The 19,722-nt window shown below is 68.3% G+C and carries 21 protein-coding genes and 1 tRNA gene; 14 read left to right on the forward strand and 8 right to left on the reverse strand.

What is annotated here, in order from left to right:
* Positions 1-14: 14 nt before the first annotated feature.
* Together G7043_RS22730 and G7043_RS22735 are read right to left on the reverse strand one after the other, a co-directional pair.
* On the reverse strand, positions 15-452 hold the full coding sequence (locus G7043_RS22730) for a DUF983 domain-containing protein (protein ID WP_166048550.1): 438 nt from the start codon (positions 450-452) through the stop codon (positions 15-17).
* Positions 453-545: 93 nt separating this feature from the next.
* On the reverse strand, positions 546-1,859 hold the full coding sequence (locus tag G7043_RS22735) for a sigma-70 family RNA polymerase sigma factor (protein WP_242642569.1): 1,314 nt from the start codon (positions 1,857-1,859) through the stop codon (positions 546-548).
* A 159-nt stretch (positions 1,860-2,018) separates the two neighbouring features.
* Here G7043_RS22735 and G7043_RS22740 point away from each other — a divergent pair, with 159 nt between their 5' ends.
* The 3 genes from G7043_RS22740 (at position 2,019) to G7043_RS22750 (ending at position 3,105) form a co-directional block, all read left to right on the forward strand.
* Positions 2,019-2,417, forward strand: a complete 399-nt coding sequence (locus tag G7043_RS22740; protein ID WP_166048553.1) for a DUF7674 family protein — start codon at positions 2,019-2,021, stop codon at positions 2,415-2,417.
* Between the two features lie 41 nt (positions 2,418-2,458).
* Positions 2,459-2,531, forward strand: a tRNA-Gly gene (locus G7043_RS22745).
* Between the two features lie 145 nt (positions 2,532-2,676).
* Positions 2,677-3,105 (forward strand): OsmC family protein, encoded by a 429-nt coding sequence (locus tag G7043_RS22750; RefSeq protein ID WP_166048555.1) that lies wholly within the window; start codon positions 2,677-2,679, stop codon positions 3,103-3,105.
* On the opposite strand, the gene G7043_RS22755 is transcribed toward G7043_RS22750, so the two are convergent.
* The gene (locus G7043_RS22755; protein ID WP_166048557.1) at positions 3,080-3,871 is read right to left on the reverse strand and encodes a cytochrome P450; all 792 of its coding nucleotides are present in this window, start codon (positions 3,869-3,871) and stop codon (positions 3,080-3,082) included. The two genes, G7043_RS22750 and G7043_RS22755, sit on opposite strands and share 26 nt — an antisense overlap.
* 312 nt (positions 3,872-4,183) lie before the next feature.
* Between G7043_RS22755 and G7043_RS22760 the strand changes: the two genes are divergently transcribed.
* From G7043_RS22760 to G7043_RS22780, 5 genes are read left to right on the forward strand one after another with little or no spacing between them, the layout of a single operon-like run.
* Positions 4,184-6,970: a BTAD domain-containing putative transcriptional regulator gene (locus G7043_RS22760; RefSeq protein ID WP_166048559.1), complete on the forward strand. Its 2,787-nt coding sequence runs from the start codon at positions 4,184-4,186 to the stop codon at positions 6,968-6,970.
* A 40-nt stretch (positions 6,971-7,010) separates the two neighbouring features.
* A complete protein-coding gene (locus tag G7043_RS22765; RefSeq protein WP_166048561.1) occupies positions 7,011-7,637 on the forward strand; it encodes a hypothetical protein in 627 nt (208 codons plus the stop codon).
* A gap of 28 nt (positions 7,638-7,665) precedes the next feature.
* Positions 7,666-8,058, forward strand: coding sequence for a contact-dependent growth inhibition system immunity protein (locus G7043_RS22770; protein WP_166048563.1), 393 nt, complete (start codon positions 7,666-7,668; stop codon positions 8,056-8,058).
* Between the two features lie 45 nt (positions 8,059-8,103).
* A complete protein-coding gene (locus tag G7043_RS22775) occupies positions 8,104-8,460 on the forward strand; it encodes a septal ring lytic transglycosylase RlpA family protein (protein ID WP_166048565.1) in 357 nt (118 codons plus the stop codon).
* A gap of 37 nt (positions 8,461-8,497) precedes the next feature.
* Positions 8,498-8,950 (forward strand): hypothetical protein, encoded by a 453-nt coding sequence (locus G7043_RS22780; protein ID WP_166048567.1) that lies wholly within the window; start codon positions 8,498-8,500, stop codon positions 8,948-8,950.
* Here G7043_RS22780 and G7043_RS22785 read toward each other — a convergent pair.
* The 3 genes from G7043_RS22785 to msrA form a co-directional block, all read right to left on the reverse strand.
* Entirely contained in the window at positions 8,939-9,193 is a 255-nt protein-coding gene (locus G7043_RS22785; protein ID WP_166048569.1) for a helix-turn-helix domain-containing protein, read from the reverse strand. The two genes, G7043_RS22780 and G7043_RS22785, sit on opposite strands and share 12 nt — an antisense overlap.
* Positions 9,194-9,200: 7 nt before the next feature.
* Positions 9,201-9,521 (reverse strand): type II toxin-antitoxin system RelE/ParE family toxin, encoded by a 321-nt coding sequence (locus G7043_RS22790; protein WP_313888027.1) that lies wholly within the window; start codon positions 9,519-9,521, stop codon positions 9,201-9,203.
* Positions 9,522-9,641: 120 nt separating this feature from the next.
* Entirely contained in the window at positions 9,642-10,301 is a 660-nt protein-coding gene (gene msrA / locus G7043_RS22795) for a peptide-methionine (S)-S-oxide reductase MsrA (RefSeq protein WP_166048571.1), read from the reverse strand.
* Between the two features lie 122 nt (positions 10,302-10,423).
* Between msrA and G7043_RS22800 the strand changes: the two genes are divergently transcribed.
* Positions 10,424-11,539: a hypothetical protein gene (locus G7043_RS22800; protein WP_166048573.1), complete on the forward strand. Its 1,116-nt coding sequence runs from the start codon at positions 10,424-10,426 to the stop codon at positions 11,537-11,539.
* Here the strand turns inward: G7043_RS22800 and galE are convergent.
* On the reverse strand, positions 11,524-12,504 hold the full coding sequence (gene galE / locus G7043_RS22805) for a UDP-glucose 4-epimerase GalE (RefSeq protein ID WP_166048575.1): 981 nt from the start codon (positions 12,502-12,504) through the stop codon (positions 11,524-11,526). The two genes, G7043_RS22800 and galE, sit on opposite strands and share 16 nt — an antisense overlap.
* 53 nt (positions 12,505-12,557) lie before the next feature.
* On the opposite strand from galE, the gene G7043_RS22810 reads away from it, so the two are divergent.
* From G7043_RS22810 to G7043_RS22820, 3 genes are all read left to right on the forward strand, one after another.
* Positions 12,558-13,976, forward strand: coding sequence for a glycosyltransferase (locus tag G7043_RS22810; protein ID WP_166048578.1), 1,419 nt, complete (start codon positions 12,558-12,560; stop codon positions 13,974-13,976).
* Entirely contained in the window at positions 13,969-15,924 is a 1,956-nt protein-coding gene (locus G7043_RS22815) for a glycosyltransferase (protein WP_166048580.1), read from the forward strand. Before G7043_RS22810 ends, G7043_RS22815 begins: the two co-directional genes overlap by 8 nt.
* A gap of 71 nt (positions 15,925-15,995) precedes the next feature.
* The gene (locus G7043_RS22820; protein ID WP_166048582.1) at positions 15,996-16,937 is read left to right on the forward strand and encodes a UDP-glucuronic acid decarboxylase family protein; all 942 of its coding nucleotides are present in this window, start codon (positions 15,996-15,998) and stop codon (positions 16,935-16,937) included.
* Here G7043_RS22820 and G7043_RS22825 read toward each other — a convergent pair whose 3' ends face one another.
* Positions 16,938-18,221, reverse strand: coding sequence for a UDP-glucose dehydrogenase family protein (locus G7043_RS22825; RefSeq protein WP_166048583.1), 1,284 nt, complete (start codon positions 18,219-18,221; stop codon positions 16,938-16,940).
* 441 nt (positions 18,222-18,662) lie between these two features.
* Between G7043_RS22825 and G7043_RS22830 the strand changes: the two genes are divergently transcribed.
* Positions 18,663-19,037 carry a hypothetical protein gene (locus G7043_RS22830; RefSeq protein ID WP_166048585.1) on the forward strand — a complete coding sequence of 125 codons (375 nt, stop codon included), beginning with the start codon at positions 18,663-18,665 and terminating at the stop codon, positions 19,035-19,037.
* Positions 19,038-19,303: 266 nt separating this feature from the next.
* Entirely contained in the window at positions 19,304-19,648 is a 345-nt protein-coding gene (locus tag G7043_RS22835; protein WP_166048586.1) for a hypothetical protein, read from the forward strand.
* Positions 19,649-19,722: the final 74 nt, after the last annotated feature.

Below are 19,722 nucleotides of genomic sequence, written 5' to 3' on the forward strand. Positions count from 1 at the left end.
GGTCCAGTGTCGCATCAGTCGACGGGTTGCAACGGGCCTTCGACGTCCGGCAGCGAGTGCATCTCGATCGTGCGAGCGACCCGCGAGGCCTCCTGGCGCACCGCGAGCGGGCCCCGGACCGACCCGATCCACCGCTCCGGCGGCAGCTCGTCGGCCGTCGCCTTGCTCTCCGCGACCAGCGTGTGCGGCCGGCGCAGCGCCCAGCGGACCGGGAAGAACGCGAACAGGAAGATCAGCGCGAGGATGAGCCACGCGGGCACGACCACCTGCTCCGGCGTCCACGCGATGAGCACCACGACCATCACGACGAGCATCCCGGCCATCATGATGCCGGGCAGGACGCCGCCGCTGACGTCGTGCTCGAAGTCGTCGGACTCCTCCGGGTTGCGCCACTCGATGCGGCTGTGGACCGTCCACATCCGCCCGTCGGCACCGCGCACCAGCCGCGTCATAAACCCGCTCCCACGCTCGCTCGGTCTTGGTCAAACCGTATCCGACGCGAGGCGAGCCTTGTGGGTGAACTAGGCCGAGCTTGATCGTCACCGTCAGTTCTGGACGGCGGGCCTCGTCGGGTAGAGGGTGATCGTCGTGGGCGTGGTCTGCGGAGACGAGCACGGATCAGGCGGTGACGGCGGATCGGACGTGGTGGACACCGCGTTCAGCGACTTGACGTCCCGCGAGGTCACGGGCCCCGAGGTGACCGCCTCGGACGACACCGGCGTGGAGACCGGCAAGGCCCGCTCGACCGGTTCCTCCCGGCGCTGCTCCACGGGCGGTGGCGGCGGCGCGTAGGACGACGTCCTGCGCACGGTCTCCTGCGCCCGGCCGCCCGGGTTGATCACGTTCGCCTGCGGCTTCTCCTGATGCTGCACCGGCGGTGGCGCGACCACGAGCTCCTGGCTGTGCCCCGAGCTGGCCGAACCCGACGTGACCATGGCGATCACCGGGTGCTGGTCCGGCTGCAGCACCGCGACGCCCGGTCCTCCGGTGAACACCGCGGCCATCGTCCCGACCAGGCCGACGGTCGCCACGCTCGCCGCCGCGAACGCCAGCTTCGCCTTGGTGAACAGCACCTTCCCGGCGAACGCGAGCCCCAGCGAGGACGGCACGATCAGGAACGCCGCGTTGGCGCGCAGGGTCGCGCAGACCTCGTTGAGCTCGGTGTAGAGCTGCGAGCAGGACGAACAGGTGTCCAGGTGGGCGCGGATCCGGCGTTCCTCGACGCCCTGGACCCCGCCGGCCGTGTAGGTGCCGAGCTTCGAACGGATCGCCGCGCACGACGAACGCCCGTCGTCGGCGGCCAGGTGCGCCTGCAGGTACGCCGCGCGCAGACCCTCACGCGCACGCCGCGCCAGCGCCGACATGGCGTTCGGCGAAAGCCCGAAGTGCGGCGCCACGGTGGCGGGGCGTTCGCCCTCCACCTCGACGCGCCACAGCACGACCCGCCAGCGTTCGGGCAGGCTCGAGAAGGCGCGGGTGATCAGGTTGTGCTCGGCCCGGCGGTTCGCGTTGTCACCCACCGGCTCGACCCGGCGACCCAGCTCCTCGTCCTCGACCGGCACGTCCCGCCGCCGGCCGCTCCACTCCCACGCGACGCGACGGGCGACCGTCAGCAGGTACGTGCGGACGTGGTCCGTGGGGCCGCTGCCGCGACGGATCGCCTGCAGCATGCGGAAGAACGCCTCTGCGGTGAGATCGTCGGCTTCGGCCGCCTCGCGGACGTGCCTGAGGGAGAAACGGCGGATCGCGTCCGCATGCCGGGAGAACAGTTCGCCGTAGGCCGAGTCATCTCCCTCGCGCACCCTGGCGAGCAGGTCCCGGTCGACCTCGTTCTCGTCGACCATCACAGGCTTCAACATGCCACAAGGGGCCAGAACTGCTCCTGGATGAGAACAGGTCGATATACAAGACCATCCGTTAGTAGTGGGCTGATCAGCGCAACGTGATCGGTGACGAGACGGTCACATGTGGGAGTCGGACCGTCGGCCGAAGAAGATCGAGCGACTATCGTCACGGGCGTGGTGGACTGGCGAGAACGCGCTTCGGCCCTCGTGCCGGAGCTCAGTGCTGTCGCCGAGACCGAGGAGTGGTCCTGCCACGTCTTCTTCTCGGAGCTGTCTCAGCTGGCGATGGAAGCGCATCGCGAGCAGGACGACGACGTGCTGCGGCGCGCGTACGGGTTCGCGCACTGGTGCTTCCACCAGCCGGAGCAGTTCCTCGAGAACGCGGCGTTGATCAGCTTCTACGAGCACGTGTTCGACGACTGGGACCTCCGCGAGGAGGTCGCGGCCTGGCTGCCGGTCGACGTGCTGCCGAAGGTGCGGGCGCTGTGGGAGTGGCGCTGGCCCAAGGAGCAGTTGGACGAGGTAGATCAACTGCTGGCCGGTTTGGAACCCCCCGGTCGAGACGCCGTTTAGCGCTGTTGTATAGTTGTCCCCGTACGACAGCAAGACGCAGTGCGGATGTAGCGCAGTTGGTAGCGCATCACCTTGCCAAGGTGAGGGTCGCGAGTTCGAGTCTCGTCATCCGCTCTCGAAAGAAGCCCGGTGTCCACGGACACCGGGCTTCTTTCGTTTCTCAGGCTTCTTGAGGTGATCTCGCAGCCCGCCCGTGAAAGGGTGGTCCTGTCCGCTCGCATCAACCTGATCGAGCACGTTCGACAAGGACCTGGAGATCATGGCCATCACTCAGACGGCAAACGCGCACTGGGAAGGCTCTCTCGTCGAGGGCAAGGGAAATGTAAGCCTCGACACGTCCAAGAGCGGCAGCTTCGAGATCGACTGGAAGGCGCGCGCCGAGGAGGCCGGTGGCAAGACCAGCCCCGAGGAGCTCATCGCGGCGGCGCACTCCTCCTGCTACTCGATGGCGCTCTCGCACGGCCTGACCGGCGCGGGTACCCCGCCCACCTCGATCGACACCAAGGCCGAGGTCTCGTTCCAGGCCGGTGTCGGCATCACCGGCATCCACCTCACCGTGCGCGCCAACGTGCCGGGCCTCACCCAGGAGGCCTTCGTCGAGGCCGCCGAGGGCGCCAAGGCGAACTGCCCGGTCTCCAAGGCGCTCGCGGCCGTCGAGAACATCACGCTGGACGCCGCCCTGGTCTGAACCGCAGCGCAGCGGGCCCGTGACTGATCAGGTGCCTGCGGTAGCGCACGTCGCCGGGCTGCTCGGCCACTTCGGACGAGCGGTCGAGCAGCTCTTCGGCGACGATCCGGCCCTCCAGCCGCGCGAGCTGGGCGCCGAGGCAGTAGTGCGGCCCGTGCCCGAAGCCGAGGTGCGCCGGCACGGACGGCCGACCGGGGTCGAAGTCCTCGGTGAACACCTTCGGGTCGCGGTTGCCGGCCGCGTAGTCGAGGAAGAGGTGCTCGCCCTCGGCGATCTTCACCCCGCCCATCGCCACCGGACGCGTCGCCGTCCGGAAGAAGCCGATGAACGGCGCGTCGAGCCGCACCACCTCCTCCACCACGCCACCGAGTCGGCGTTCCCGCCGGTCGAGTCGCAGCAGCGTGCTGGCCAGCAGGTTCGTGGTCGAGTCGGTACCGGCCACCACGACCGCGAGGCAGAGCGACAGCCGTTCCTGTTCGGACAGCTGCCCGCCCTTGAACACGTCCGAGCGCCCGAAGTAGGCGCAGAACTCGTTCATCGCGGCGAAGTACGACCCGAGGACCCGCTCGCTGACCTCCTCACCGCTGGTCAGTTCCAGCACCGGTGCCACGAACTCGCGGAACAGCGGGAAGTCCTTTTCCGGCACGCCGAGCACGTCACCCACGACACCCAACGCGAACGGCGCCGCGAACTGGCTCACGAAGTCCGCCTCTTCCGGCAGGTCGTCGAGCAGGGCCCGAGCACGTAATCGAATTGGGTCAGCCATTTGGCGCACGGCCGTTTGAGTGAATTTGTGATTCGCCGATGCACGAATTCGGGCGTGCCTCGTGCCGTCCGCCGCGTTGAGCGATGACATCAATTCCAGCAATCGCCGCTGCTCCGGCGGCAGCAGCGCCGCCACTGTCGCGACCTGCGGTCCTGCCATGTTCCGGGAGGAGAACGTCACCGGATCAGCCAACACCGCACGTAGATCGGCGTAGGCGGTCACGCGCTGGGCGTTGATTCTCGGGTCGAATTCCATTGCGATATCTTGGCGCGGTTCCAGCCTTTGTCGGGGGCTGACGACAGGACCAATGACGTGATCATCCGGCTGCTCGGACCACTCGAACTCACCGGTCCGAACGGAGCAGTTCAGCTCAGCAGCGCGGGACAGCGGACCCTGGTGGCCCGCCTGGCCGTGAATCCCGGGGAGACGGTGCCGAGAAGCGCGCTCGTGGACGCGCTCTGGTCGGACGAGGCACCCGCGACCGCCACGAAGACCCTGCACAGCCTCCTCGCGCGGCTGCGCGGCCAGATCCGCGACGCCGGGCTGGGCGAGCTGATCACCACCCGCGAACCCGGCTATGTGCTGAACACGCCCGCGGACACCGTTGATGTCGCACGGTTCGAGGCGCTCGTCGCAGCAGCACGGCACAGCGAACACCCGCTGGAGTCGGCCCGGATGCTGCGCGAAGCCCTCGCGTTGTGGACGGGCGACCCGCTCGCGGACTGCCGGCCAGGTGAGTGGACCCGGCAGGAGTCCGCGCGGCTCACCGAGCTCCGGATGGACGCGACCGAGGACCTGATGGAGGCGTCGCTGGAGCTCGGCGAACACGCCGCGGTGGCGCCGCTGGTGAACTCGCTGGTCGAGCAGCACCCGTTCCGCGAACGGCTGTGGGAGCAGCTGATGATCGCGCTCTACCGGGGCGGCCGGCAGGCGGAGGCGCTGGCCGCGTTCCAACGGGCCCGCGCGGTGCTGGTCGGCGAGCTGGGCATCGAGCCGAGCGCCCGGCTGCGCGACCTCGAACAGGCGGTGCTGACCGCCGATCCACGTCTTGACCTGTCCGAACGCGCTCCCGTAGTGATCCGCGGCAACCTGCCGGCCGACCGGTCGAGCTTCGTCGACCGCCCGGAGACCCAGCACGTCGCGGAGCTCGTCAGGCAGCACCGGCTGGTGACGTTGATCGGCGTTGGCGGGGTGGGCAAGACGCGGCTCGCGGTGCACGTGGCACGGGGCGAGCAGCCGCCGGACGGGGTGTGGCTGGTGGAGCTGGCGGCGTTGCGGGACAGGGCCCTGGTCCCGCACACGGTGGCCGAGGCGCTGGGCGTGGTCGACCAGACCGGGCGCGGGCAACTGGCCGTGCTGACCGAGTTCCTCGCTGACCGGGACGCGTTGCTGGTGCTGGACAACTGCGAGCACGTCGTCGACCACTGCGCGGTGCTGGTGGACACGCTGTTGCGGGTGGCTCCCCGATTGCGGGTGCTGGCGACGTCGAGGCGGGCGTTGCGGGTCTACGGCGAGCAGGTGATGTCCGTGGCGCCGTTGTCCGTGCCTTATCCCGCGGCGACGTTGTTCGCGCAACGCGCCGACGCGGCGGTGCCTGGCTCGTTCGTCATCACGGGGGCGAACGAGCAGGCAGTCGCGGACCTGTGCCGGCGGCTGGACGGCATTCCGCTGGCGATCGAGATGGCGGCGCTGCGGGTCCGCGCCCTGACGCCGTCGCAGCTGCTGGAAAGGCTGGACGACAGGTTCAAGGTGCTGACCGACGACGGGCGGACGGCGTTGCCGCAGCACCAGACCCTGATGGCGACCATGGATTGGAGCTTCGACCTCTGTTCGCCGCGCGAGCAGCTGTTGTGGGCGCGAGCCTCGGTCTTCGCCGGCAGCTTCGACCTCGCCGCGGCCGAGGCGGTGTGTTCCGACGACGCGCTGACCGCGGACTTCATGTTCGACGCGGTCGACGGGCTGGTCGACAAATCCGTGCTGCAGCGCGAAGAACACGGCGGCGTGGCGCGCTATCGGCTGTTGGAGACCATGCGCCAGTACGGGCAGACACGGCTGCGCGCGAGCGATGACGAGCCACGGCTACGACTACGGCATCGCGACTGGTACGCGGGCATTGCCGCACAAGGTGAACGGGCCTGGTTCACACCACGGCAGGCCGCGACCGTCGGGGCGATGACGACCGAGAGCGGCAACCTGCGGGCGGCGCTGGAGTACTCGCTGACGACGCCGGGCGAGGCCGACGCGGGACTGCGACTGGCGGCGACGCTCTGGTTCTACTGGGTCGGCTGTGGACGGTTCGCCGAGGGACGGCACTGGCTGAACTGGGCGCTGTCGCTGGACACCGAGCCGTCGCGGGCGCGCTGCAAGGCGTTGTGGGTCACGGGTTACGTGGCGACGCTGCAGGGCAACACCGCCGTGGTGCCGGCGTTGCTGGCGTCGTGCCGTGCGGAGGCTGCTCTGCTGGACGACGAGGACGCCGACGTCTACGCCACCTACGTGCAGGGCGCGGCGGCGGTGTTCGACGACGACCTGTCGTCGGGGGCGGCGTTGCTGGCTGAGGCCGACCGGCGCCACGCGGAGCTGGGACACCTCGACAGCAACGTGATCATGGCGCGGGTGGCGTTGGCGATCACCGTGGCGTTCAGTGGCGAACTCGACCGTGCGGCCGCGATCTGCGCTGAGGCTCGCGCCGTGTGTGAAGAGCACGGCGAACTCTGGGCGCGCGCGTACGCGTTGTACGTCCTGGCTTTCGTGGCGATGGGACGCGGTGACGTCGCCGAAGCCCGTGAGCTGGCTACTTCTTCGTTGCGCATCAAGGAGCAGTTCGACGATCTGCTGGGCATCGCGGTGTCGGTGGAGCTGCTGGCGCTGATCTCGGTGGTCACCGGGTCTGCCGCGCACGCCGCGTTGCTGCTGGGCGGCGCGGACCGGGTGTGGCAGTCGGTCGGGTTGCCGTTGTTCGGAAGTGCCAACTTCGCGGCCTCACACGACCAGTGCGTGGCATTGTGCCGTCAGGCGTTGGGTGAGGACTACGACGAGCATTTCGCGCGTGGTGCGGCGATGACCGTGGCAGCGGTGGTCGCGGCCGCGCAGTCGTGACGCAGGCTCGGTGCAACCGGGCGCGAGCAGGCTGTCTCGGATGAGGACCAGCGTGCGCACCCCAGACGCGGGAACCGTCGAAGAAGTGCTGAAGCTCGCGGCGCGGGCACCGTCGTTCGGCATCGTTCCGCCGTACCGGTGGCGCAAGGGCAACGAGTGTCTGGAGCTCGTGACCACACGTACCGACCAGACGGCGATGCTCGCGTGTGGTGCCGCGCTGCACCACGTGCGGGTCGCTCTCTCCGCGATGGGCTGGGACTGCCACGTGCTGCGGTCCGGGGCCGACGGCCAGGTCGCGTCGGTGCACCCGCGCTGGGAGCTCGACGCGTTCTCGTGCGAGGTGGCCTCCGCGGCCGCGATCTCGCTGCGCCGGGAGGACCCCCGGCCCTATCTGGCGGACGAGGTGCCGGACTCGGCGCTGACCTGGCTGCTGCACGCGGCCCACGCCGAGAGCTGCGACCTGGAACTGGTGGCCCGCCGCGGCGGCGCGCTGGTCCGGATGATCGGCAACGACTGGCTGCGGATGGGCGAAGCGGTGAGCAGCGTGCTGCTCGCGTCGACCGTGTGGGGCCTGGCGTCGCAGGCGTTGCTGCACGAGGGCCAGGTGCTGGTGCGCGTCGGCTGGCAGTCGCCCAATGCCGAACCGTTGCCTCCGTCGGCCCGCTAGGTCTTCCGTTTGCGTGGACTATGGGTGCGTGGATCGCCACCGAACGCTCGCGCACCTGAGCGACGACGACTGGCTGAGACCTGACTCGTCGTCCACCCAGCTGTACCGGGACCTGTGCGCGTTGCGCGATCTGCCGGTGGGCCAGCTGACGCCGACGTCGCTGCATCTGCTGGTGACGCATCAGGTGGGGCTGGACGTCACGGCGTTGCTCGCGCTGGAACACGTCGAAGGCGACCCGCTGCGATCGGTCGCCCTGTACCCCGGCGACCTGCTCGCCGCTCTACTCAGAGTAGACCACTCCTTCTGGGCTGATCACCCTGAGTTACTGTCCAGAATGTCCGCTTTGCTGGACCGGCTGCGCACCTTGCCCGACGGCGACTGGCAGCTGCTGGTGTCTGCCGCCGAGCAATTTCCCGGTTAGGCGCGCGTTAGGCGAGTCTTTGCCGCCGGCTGAGTTGCTAGTCCCATGGCTAAGACTCTCGCGGCTGCCGGCCTCACGCTGGCCTCTCTCGCCGCCACCGCAGTCCTCTTCTCCCCCGTGGCTTCTGCGGAGACCTGCAAGGCTTCCTACTACACCGGTGGCGGTACGACGGCTAGCGGCGAGCGCTTCGACCCCAACAAGCTGACCGCCGCGCACAAGACGCTGCCGTTCGGCACGAAGGTCAAGGTGAAGAACCGCTCCAACGGCAAGACGGTCACCGTGCGGATCAACGACCGCGGTCCGTTCATCACCGGCCGATGCATCGACCTGACCCCTCGCGGCTTCAAAGCCATCGCCCCGTTGTCACAGGGCGTGGTCGGCGTGACGGTCACCAGGGTTTGATCGACTAGAAAAAACTCGTTTAGCTTGACCCAATCGAGTGAACGAGATAGGCAATCCGGGTGTTAGCGGCGATGAGTGGGCCGGGTCGGCTCGCAACCGGGGCGCTCCTGGGGGCTGTCATTGCCGCGTTTTACGTGCTCGCGCCGCATGTCGGATCGCTCGCGTCGAGCGATCCGGCAGGCCCGGAGACCGACAGACCGGCCCGCGTATCGCTCATCAACACGCCTTCGGTGCTCCCGACGGAGTCCAACGTTCCGTCACAGAACGTGTCGTCCCCTCCCTCGTCGTCCGCACCGTCTTCTTCTTCCAAGACAACAACTACGACGACGACCACAACTACGACGACCGCCGCGGTGACGACGACTACGACGAAGCCGCCACCGGTTCAGACCACGACGCCCAAACCGCCGCCGGCGCCTACGACCACGACGACGCGGCCGTGCGGACTCATCTTCTGCTGACGCGGGAGAGCGCGATCTCAGGCAGCTGATCGCGGCGCGAGACGGACCACCAGCTCGAGGTCGAGAGCGTGCGCGAGCCGTTCCAGCACGGGAATCGTCGGAACCGTGCCACCCGCCTCGAACCTGGCCACCGCCGGCTGCGTCATCCCGGACGCCTCGGCGAGCCGCGCCTGGCTCCAGCCACGTTCTTCCCGGACCTCCCGGACCGTTCGTCCCAACTCGAACGCGATGCGAGCGGCCTCGTACGCCTCCTCAGCTCCAGGCTCAGCCATTCGCCGATCACGGAGCTGCCGCCAGTCGGCCATCGTCATCACTCCCGTCGTGCTCGTCCACGGTGTGCAGCTGATCAATGCACCGTGCAAGTGCGCGGCGCGCACGTGCCACCTCTTGGCTTTCACGCATCCGCGTCTTGCGGAACACCGTCAGCAGAACGATTCTTCGCCCGCTGGCGATCCAGTACGTGATGCGCACCGCGTTGCCGTCCAGGTAGAACCGCAACTCCCTCAGTTTGCCGTCCAGCTGGCGGGTGTACGGCTCACTCAGGTGCACACCCTCGTTCGCCAGCAAGTCGACGTAGAAGGCAGCGGTCGCGAACTGCACGGTGTTCAGTTCTTCGAGCCAGTCCCGAACCTCGGGCTCAAGCTCGACGGCACCCAGTCCATACCATCGATGCTATATACACAGCGTGCCGTCCTCTTTTGAGGGAACGACCTTGACAGGTCAGGGCTTCAGGCCCACCGGGCAGGACACCCCGGTACCGCCCAACCCGCAGTACCCGTGAGGGTTCTTGGCATCGGACAGGTACTGCTGGTGGTAGTCCTCCGCGTAGTAGAACTCCCCGAGCGGCTCGACAGACGTGGTGATCGCCCCGCGCCCCGAAGCATCCAGAGCCGCCTGGTAGACCGCCAGCGAGGCCTCGGCCGTCACTCGCTGCCCCTCATCGCCGACCAGCAGCAGAGACCGGTACTGGGTCCCGATGTCCGCTCCCTGCCGCATCCCCTGCGTCGGATCGTGTCCCTCCCAGAACGCCCGCAGCAGCTCCGCGTACGGCAACGCGGCCGGGTCGAACACGACCAGGACGACCTCGGCGTGCCCGGTCCGTCCCGAGCAGACTTCCTCGTACGTGGGGTTCGGGGTGGAGCCGCCCGCGTAGCCCACGGCGGTGGACCAGACGCCCGGCGTTTGCCAGAAGAGTCGTTCAGCGCCCCAGAAACAGCCCATGCCGAGGACAGCGGTCCGATGACCGGACGGGAACGGCGGCACCAACGGTCGATCCGCGAACACCGCGTGCGACGAAGACGCAGAGAGCGGTTCCGCGCGGCCCGGCAGGGCCTCGTCAGCGGCCACCACCTGCGGTTTGTTGTGCCCGAACCACGCCATGCGGTCAATATAACGGTGCGGTGCGCCACAACCAGGTCACGACTTGTGAGGCCCGCACGAAGCCATAAGTGGGCACGGGCACAATGTCCGAGTCCATGTTCGCGCGGAAGGGGGTGCCAGGGGTGACCTGGCAAGACGAGCTGCAGAAGCTCGACAACGAACTCGCCTCTGGTCGGATCTCGGCTGACGATTACCGACGGCGCCGGGACGAGGTCCTCTCCGGGTCGGCTGGCGGTGGGCCTGCCCAGAATCCTCAGAGCGGGCCTTTTGCCCCGCCCTTCAAGTGGGAGGCACAGCCGCCAAACACCTCGGACCGGACCCAGGTCGTCAACGTCCAGGGCCCGCAGCAGCCGCAGCCGCAACCGCCGCAGAACCCCAACCCGGACGCCACCCAGGTGGTCACCGGTGGCCAGCGCGGAGGTGGCGACGCCGACCGCACCCAGTTCGTGGCGCCGGTTCAGCCCGGTCCCGACGGGTGGGGCCAGCCCGGACCGCAACAGCAGCAGGCCGCGCCTCCGCCGTGGGTGAGCGGCGACTACGACCAGATCAACCAGCCGTCGCCGAGTTGGAGCCACGGGCCTGAGGTCTTCGACGAGTCCGGTGGCGGCGGCAAGGGTCGCGTCTTCGCGATCGTCGGTGTCGTGCTGGTGCTCGCGCTCATCGGTGGCGGCATCTGGTGGTTCACGTCGGGCAGCAAGTCGTCCACCGACACGCCGATCGCCAACAGCGAGACGAACCCGCCGACCACGTCGACGAGCGCCAGACCGAAGCTTCCCGGCAGCACGTTGCCGGGCAAGATCGACGAGGCCAACAGCGGCCAGACGACCGTTGACCAGGCTTCGAAGGAACGCTCGCAGTTCGGGCCGGAAGAAGCCGCGCTCATCACCATGTGCGGTGCCGAGGCCGGCATGACCCAGGTGACCTACTCCGACGACTGGGTCACCCAGATCCACGCCTTCAAGTGCTCGGACGAGGCCGCGGCCAAGGCGGCCGTCGGGGCGCTCTCGGAGCACCAGAAGAAGTGGGGATTCGTCGCGACGACGGGTCCGGAAAGCCTGCCGGCGATGGTGAACGAGAGGGCCATCGACGTTCCCGACGTGCCGTTCGACGAGCGCCTCTTCTACGCCTCCAAGGACACCCTCGTGCGCATCGAGGTGCGCGGCAAGACGAAGGAAGCCATGGAAGGCGGCATGACCAAGGTCGTCGCCGCCGTCGCCAAGAACTACCCCACCAAGTGAGACCTGGCGTGCCACTGCCACGCGGTGGCGAGGATCTCGGCAAGACCGAACCTGGCACGCCAGCCCAGCACCTCGGAAGCACGGGCCGGATCCGCCCACACCACGGGCGGGTCCCCCGGCCGCCGCTCGCCGAACGTCACCGGCAACGGCCGTCCGGCGACCTGCTCCAGCCCCTTCACCACCTGCAGCACCGAGTACCCCGTGCCGGTGCCCAGGTTCAACGCGGCCGACGAACCACCGTCCTGCAGGTGTCCCAGCGCCAGGACGTGCGCCTCGGCCAGGTCCACCACGTGCGTGTAGTCGCGAACCGCGGTGCCGTCCTCGGTCGGGTAGTCGCTGCCGAACAACGTCACCGGTGGACGCGCTCCCAAAGCGGCCTTCGCCAGCAACGGCACCAGGTTGTGCGTCGGGCCCCAGTCCTCGCCGATGCTGCCGTCGAGCGCCGCTCCGGCCGCGTTGAAGTACCGCAACGACATCCAGCGCAGGCCGTGCGCGTTCCCGTACGCCTCGATCATCCGCTCGCCCACGAGCTTGCTGTGGCCGTACGGGCTGATGGGCTGCAACGGACTGTCCTCGGTGATCGGCAGCTTTTCCGCGGCGCCGTAGACCGAACAGGACGACGAAAAGACCAGATCACGAACACCGGTGCCGACCAGCGCGTTCAGCACGGACAGCGTGCCGGTGGCGTTGTTGTGGAAGTACAGCCCGGGGTCCTTCATGGACTCACCAGGGTTCTTCAGGCCGGCCAGGTGGATGCAGGCCGTCACACCGTGGTCCCGAATGACCTGTTCCAGCGCCGCGGTGTCGGTGACGTCGATAATGTGTACCGGGGTGCCGGACGGTACGGCCGCGAGCGAGCCCGTGCGCATGTTGTCGACGACGACCACGCCGCGTCCGGCGTCGGTCAACGCGTGCACGACGTGCGAGCCGACGTAACCCGCACCGCCGGTAACCAGGATCGTCACCGCTTGTCCTCCGTTCGACGGCGACAGGCTATGCCAGACCCACGAGGGGATTGATGTCGACCATGACTCGCCAGGTCGTGTACGTAGTCCCGGACGTCACGGAGCCGGCCGGCGGCGTGCGCGCCATGTACCGGCACGCGGAACTCGCCGAACGCACCGGCTTCGACGCCAAGGTGTGGCACCTCGCCGAGGGCTTCCAGATCGGGTGGTTCTCCTCGACCGCGCAGGTCATCAGCGGTGAGACCTGCGAGCTCGGCCCGGACGACGTGCTGGTCGTCCCTGAGGTCATGGTGCTGGACGGGTTCGACCCGGCCCCCGGCGTGCGCAAGGTCGTCTACAACCAGAACCACTTCTACACCTACGACAACTTCACCGGGAACGACTACCCGGCGTGGAAGCCGGCGCCGCAGGTGTGGGCGGGGTCGAAGGTGAGCGTCGACGTGCTGGGCGCGTTGCACCCGAAGCTCAAGGTCCAGCTGGTGCCGTACGTGATCGACACCGAGCTGTACCGCTTCGCCGAGGAGCGCAAGCGCAAGATCGTGCTGCTCCCGCGCAAGCGCCCGCGTGAGGCCGCCGTGCTGAGCACGCTCTTCCGCAACGACAAGCGCTTCGCGGGCGTCGAGGTCGTGTCGCTCGACGACGTGACCGAGCAGAAGGTCGCCGACGAGCTCGCCGACGCGTCGGTGTTCATCGCGCTCGGCCGGGACGAGGGCTTCGGCCTGCCCGCCGCGGAAGCGCTTTCCGCGGGCTGCGTCGTGATCGGCTACCCGGCCGGTGGTGGCGCCGAGCTGTTCCAGGCTCCCGGCACGCACGCGGTCGAGGACGCGGACGTGCTGACGATCGTCGAGAAGGCCGCCGCGGTGTTCGCGCAGGAGCCGTCGATCGACGAACGCCGCTCGTACCGCGCGTGGATCGAGGAGCACTACTCCGAGGACTCACTGGTCAAGCACCTGCAGGCGGCCGTCACCGCCGCCACGAAGACCAGGGCGAAGGGCGGCACGGCCCGCCACCCGCTGTCCCAGGTCGTCGTCCCCGAGGCCGACGCGGCCGCGGACCAGCTGGAGCGCAGCCTTCAGTTCGCGGACGAGCAGAAGGCGGCCCGCGAGCGCGCCGAGTCGGTCGCGACCGGTCTCGAGGACGCGCTGGGCAAGGCGCTCGCCGAGCTGGAGGAGTCCCGCCGCCGCGAGTACGTGGTGGCGCAGGAACTGCACGACCTCAAGAACGAGTACACCGAGCTGGCCAAGGCGGCCGAACGCCTCACCGCGCTGGACGAGGCCACGACGTTGCTCGCCGAGTACGCCCGCGACAACGACCGCCTCAACCGCAGGCTGGACGAGGAGATCCGCGAGCACCTGCACTGGCGCACCACGCTGCAGGACAGGATCACCGATCTCGAACGCTCCACGTCGTGGCGCGTCACGGCTCCGCTGCGCAAGGCGACCGGTGTGATCAAGGGCGGGCGCAATGCCTGAGAAGCGAGCTGACCTGCGGCTGCGGGTCGTCCAGTCGCGGTTCCAGAACGCGTTCTTCCACGAACTGGCCGAGGCGATCGTCGACGAGGCGACCCGGCTCGGCGTGCCGGCCGACGTGGTGACGTCCGTCGTGGACACCGAACCCGACGACGTCTTCGTCCTGCTGCCCACGCACGAGTACGCGGTGCTGGAGGGTGGCCAGTTCCTGGAGGACCCGCGGCTGGCCAAGCGCTGCATCGGGATCACCGCCGAGCAGCCGGCGTCGTCGCACTTCGACACGAACGTCTACTACGGACACAAGCTCGGCGCGGTGTTCGACTTCAGCACGCTGTCGGTCAAGCGCTACCAGGCGGAGGGCATCGCGGCGGAGCACCTGCCGTTCGGCTGGACGCCCACCTGGGACAAGTTCGTCCCGGACGCCGACGAGCACGAGCTGGACGTGCTGTTCCTGGGCTGCGCGACGCCACGGCGTGAGCACGCTCTCTCGAAGATCGGCCGGCAGCTGTGGTCGCGCCGCAGCCGGCTGATCCTGTCCGACAACGCGGCGCCGAACACCGGCGACCACGCGGCGTTCGTGACGGGTGACCGCAAGCGGGAACTGCTGGCGGGCACCAAGGTTCTCGTCAACGTCCACCAGGCAGACGAGCCGTACTTCGAGTGGCTGCGCGCCGCCGAGGCCGCGCACTGCGGTGCGGTGATGCTGTCCGAGACCTCGCTGCACACCGAGCCGTTCAAGCACGACGAGCACCTGGTGTTCTCCGCGCTGTCCACCATGCCGCACGCGCTGGCCGCGTTGCTGGAGGACCCTGCGCGGCTGAAGAGGTTGCGCCGCAACGCCTACGAGCTGATCAAGGAGAACCCGTTCTCCGCCGGCGTCGAGAAGCTGGTCTCGGTGGCGCACGACCTGCGCAAGACCCACGACGGTCACCGGCTGCGCCTCGGCCCGAGCCGCACGCAGCCGTTCCGGCAGCAGGTCACGCCGTCCTGGGAGCGCCAGACCGACGGCGTCGACGCGGTCCGCCAGGCGATCCGCGAGATCCGGCTCGACATCATCGACCTGCGCCGCCGCGTCTCGACGGACCCGACGATCGACCCGACGCCGGTGATCGACCACCGCACGCCCGCGTGGGACCGCCGCACGCCGCGCGTCTCGGTGATCATGGCGCTGTACAACCACGAGCCGTACGTCGTGGAAGCGCTGGAGTCCGCCGCGTCCGGCTCGTACAACGACATCGAGATCATCGTCGTCGACGACTGCTCCAACGACGGCTCCAACCAGACCGTCCGCAAGTGGATGGACAAGAGCCCGCACGTCCCCATGACGCTGGTGCGGCACCCGGTCAACCGGGGCCTGCCGCGCTCGCGCAACGAGGCGTTCCGGCACGCGCGCGGCGAGCTCGTGTTCGTGCTCGACTCGGACAACGCGATCGTGCCGACCGGTCTGGAACGCCTGGTGGCCGCCATCGACGCCGAGCCGGACGCGTCGTTCGCGTACGGCGTGCTGCAGCGGTTCGACTCGACCGGTCCCGTCGGCCTGATGGGCGTGTGGCCGTGGGAGCCGTGGCGACTGCGCTACGGCAACTACATCGACGCGATGGCGTTGATCAAGCACGAGGCGCTGACGAAGCTCGAGGGCTACACGCTGGACCGCCGCCTGCACGGGTGGGAGGACTACGAGCTGTGGTGCCGGATCGCGGAAAGCGGTGGGCACGCGGCGCACGTGCAGACGATCGTCGGCCGCTACCGGCAGTCGGCGACCTCGATGCTCAGCCTCACGAACATCTCCCAGGACGCCGGCTTCGACGCCGTGCGGGAGAGCTGCCCGCGACTGATGTCCGGTGCGCTCGAACTGCAGGTCGACGCCCTCGGTGATTGGCTGGCGTCCATCCGCGGCGAGCGCGAGGCGCGTGACGTGTGGCTCAGCAACTGGGAGGCGCAAAACGCCTAGGCACCGAGGTTTCGTAGCCTAGGTTTCACTCGTTCGTGTCTTTGGTCCTGGGGGAGGGGTTGGTTCACGCCATGCGTGCAGTGGTCACCGGTGGTGCGGGATTCATCGGATCGCACCTGGTAGACGCGGTGCTCGACCGCGGTTGGTCGGTCGTGGTCGTGGACGACTTCTCCTCCGGGCTCACGGAAAACGTCACGAGGTACGCGGACGAGCCGCGCTTCGAGTTCATCGAGGCGGACATCTGCGGTGAGTGGTCCGTCGACGGTCCGGTCGACCTCGTGCTGAACTTCGCCTCCCCCGCCTCGCCGCCGAAGTTCCTGGAGCGTCCGCTGGAGACGCTGGAGGTCGGTTCGACGGGCATGAAGAAGGTCGCCGAGATGGCGATCGCGAAGGGCGCGCGGCTGATCCAGGCGTCGACCAGCGAGGTCTACGGCGAGCCGCAGGTGCACCCGCAGCCCGAGGAGTACTGGGGCAACGTCAACCCGATCGGCCCGCGCAGCGTCTACGACGAGTCCAAGCGCTACGCCGAGGCCATGCTCGGCGCGTACCACCGCATGGGTCTGCTCGACGTCGGCATCGTGCGCATCTTCAACACCTACGGCCCGCGCCTGCACGCGACCGACGGCCGGGTGGTCTCGAACTTCGTGCACCAGGCGCTGAGCGGCAAGCCGTTGAGCGTCTACGGCACGGGCAAGCAGACCCGCAGCTTCTGCTACGTCGGCGACCTGGTCCGCGGCATCTTCGCGCTGGCGGACAAGCGCGGCGAGCTCGGCCCGGTGAACCTCGGCAACCCGCAGGAGATCACCGTCCTGGAGCTGGCGCAGATCGTCGGCGACCTCACCGGGGTGTCGGTCGGCCTGGAGTACTCGGACCTGCCGACCGACGACCCGACGCAGCGCAAGCCGGACATCACCCGCGCGCAGGAGTTGCTGGGCTGGGAGCCGCAGGTCGACCTGCGCGAGGGGCTGCTCCGGACGATCGAGTGGTTCTCGCAGAACGCCGTGAAGCTCTGACTACCTGCCGACGCCGTGTGACGTGAGGCCGGCGCGGGTCAGGATGTCCCCGTCGAGCAGGTTGCGGGTGTCCACCACGACCTGCCCGGTCATCGCCCCGGCGAGCGCCGCCCAGTCCAGCGACCGGAACTGAGGCCACTCGGTGAGCACGACGAGCGCGTTCGCGTCCTTCGCCGCGTGCTGCACGTCGTCGACGACCGTGACGTCGTCCGTGACGCCCTCCACCTCGGCCGGGATCGCGGGGTCGTAGGCGACCAGCTCGGCGCCTTCGGCCTTCAGCATCTTCGCGATCTTGAGCGCCGGCGAGTCGCGGAGGTCGTTCGTGCCGGCCTTGAACGCGAGGCCCAGCAGCCCGAGCTTCTTGCCCCGCAGGCCGCCGACCGCCTGAGCGATCTTGCTGATGATCAGCCGGCTCTGCTTCTCGTTGGTATTGATCGTGGCCTGGAGCAGCTCGAACTCGTGACCGGCCGCTTCGGCGATCTGCAACAGCGCGTGCGTGTCCTTGGGCAGGCACGAACCGCCCCAGCCCGGCCCCGGCTGCAGGAACGACTGCCCGATGCGCTGGTCGAAGCCCATGCCCTCGGTGACGTTGGCGATGTCCGCGCCGAGCCGCTCGCACAGTTCGGCCATGGCGTTGACGTAGCTGAGCTTCATGGCGAGGAAGCAGTTGGCGCTGTACTTCACGAGCTCGGCGCTGGCGGCGTCCATGAGGACCGTGGGCGCACCGAGACGGGCGTACAGCGCGGAGACGCGTTCGGCGGCGTTCTGGGCGTCCGAACCGACGACGATCCGGTCGGGGTGCATGAAGTCCTTGACCGCGCTGCCCTCGCGCAGGAACTCCGGGTTGCTGGCGACGAACACGTCGTCGCGGTCGAGCAGTTCGAGCACGCGCTTCGCGGTGCCGACCGGGACGGTCGACTTGTTGACGACCACGGTCTCGGGCGCGAGGAGGTCCTTCATCTCGGCGACCGCGGCTTCGACGGCCCTGAGGTCGGCCGCGCCGCCCTCGCCCATCGGCGTCGGCACGCAGAGGAAGACGACCTCGGCGTCCGGCACGGCGTTGCGCACGCCGACGACGAACTCGAGGCGCCCGGCGGCGATGCCCTCCCCGACGAGTTCGGTCAGCCCGGGCTCGAAGATCTGGACTTCGGCCTTCCTGAGCTGTTCGACCTTCTTCTCGTCGATGTCCGCGCAGACGACGTGGTGCCCCAGCGACGCGAGGCAGGCGGCTGACGTGAGCCCGACGTACCCGGCCCCGACGACCGCAACCCGGCGAACGAACATCCCCGAACCGCCCTTGATCAGCACGAACAGATGAGCGCCGATCGTCGCACAGCGGCCCCGTCGCGGAGGGCGGTTTCACCGGGGCCGTGAGATCTCTCGCAGGCGTTCTCTGTTAAGAAGGTGAGTCGGTGCGGCTTGCAACCGCCGGCGAGTGCTAGACGTCTACTACGGGTGTAGGTCACCACTCGGAGGCGACACATGTGGATCACAGTGACATTAGTCACATTGGGCGGTTTGGCGTTCCTGACGCGAACCGTAATGGCCCTCCTGGCCGTTTCTCCCAACAAGGACGCACGTGATTACCCTAAGCCACAAGCGTCCACCAATTGAGATACTCGTTCGGAGTACGTCTTACGGACGAACGTTGACTTACCGTACGATCCTTTCGGGTCGTATGACTGATCAGTCACCCGAAGGGGACCTCACAGGGGTAGGTGCGCCATGGACCACGCACTGAGCAAGGTCATCGAGCTGCGCGAGCACGGCTTTCAGTTCCTCCACCTGAGGGACGACGCCGGCCAGCTCGACCGCATCATGGCGTTCAAGCAGCGCAGAGGGTTCATCGACTCGATCCTGTTCTGGTCGGAGACAGAGGCGCGCGCAGGACGTCTGCCTGCGGTCCGCGACTCGGCCCGTCCGGCCCAGGCCGTGTGGATCTACGAGGGTCCGCTGGTCGAGGCCGTGGACAGGCTTCTCGACCTGCCGGAACCCGGCGCTCGCAACGCGCCGTCGTTGATGAAGGCGACCGCTTCCGATCTGGCCGTCGTGACGACGCTGCCGTTCAAGCTGAAGCTGCCGCCGGGCGCGATCGCCTAGGTTTGGTCAGACGTTTTCGAGGTCGCCGCGCTTGATGGCGCTGATGAACGCTGCCCATTCGGGCGCGGCGACGACGGATTTTGACCGATTTAAGAGTGTTACTCGCAAGCGGGCGAACAGGCCGTTGTGTCCAATACGACCAGAACTGTGACGTTCGGTAGCAAGTGCGTTGAGACGGACTGGCGTCCACCTAAAGGATGAAGAATGTCCCTCTCCTGAGTTACGCAGCTTGATGTAGAGGTCCCGAACACGAAACGTTCGCGCCCATGAACCTCAGGAAGACCGTCACCGGGGCCGCTGTTGCCCTCGGCAGCGCCACCGTCATGCTCGGCCTGGGTGGTATCGCGCACGCTGACACCGCTGACGCCACTGCTCACACGCAGCCCGACCTCGGTGGTCAGCTGGGCGACGTCGCGTCGGTCGGCTCGCTCGCGAAGGTCGACACGTCCGACGTCAACGGCAAGATCCAGGCCATCAACGCCGAGGACGCGGACGTCACCGCGCTCGTCGAGAACGTCGACGCCGGCGGCAACGGCGTTCCCGCCGCGACGCTGCTCGGCCTCAACGAGCCGACCGCGCCGTGGAACGGCTTCGCGCACGTCGACATCTGATCCAACCAGTACTTCCTGGCCGGGGCGGCGCCCGATTCCCTCCCCCTCGAATCGGGCGCCGTTCCACTTTTCTT

This window comes from Lentzea alba (assembly GCF_011067745.1).
Taxonomy (GTDB): Bacteria; Actinomycetota; Actinomycetes; order Mycobacteriales; family Pseudonocardiaceae; genus Lentzea; species Lentzea alba.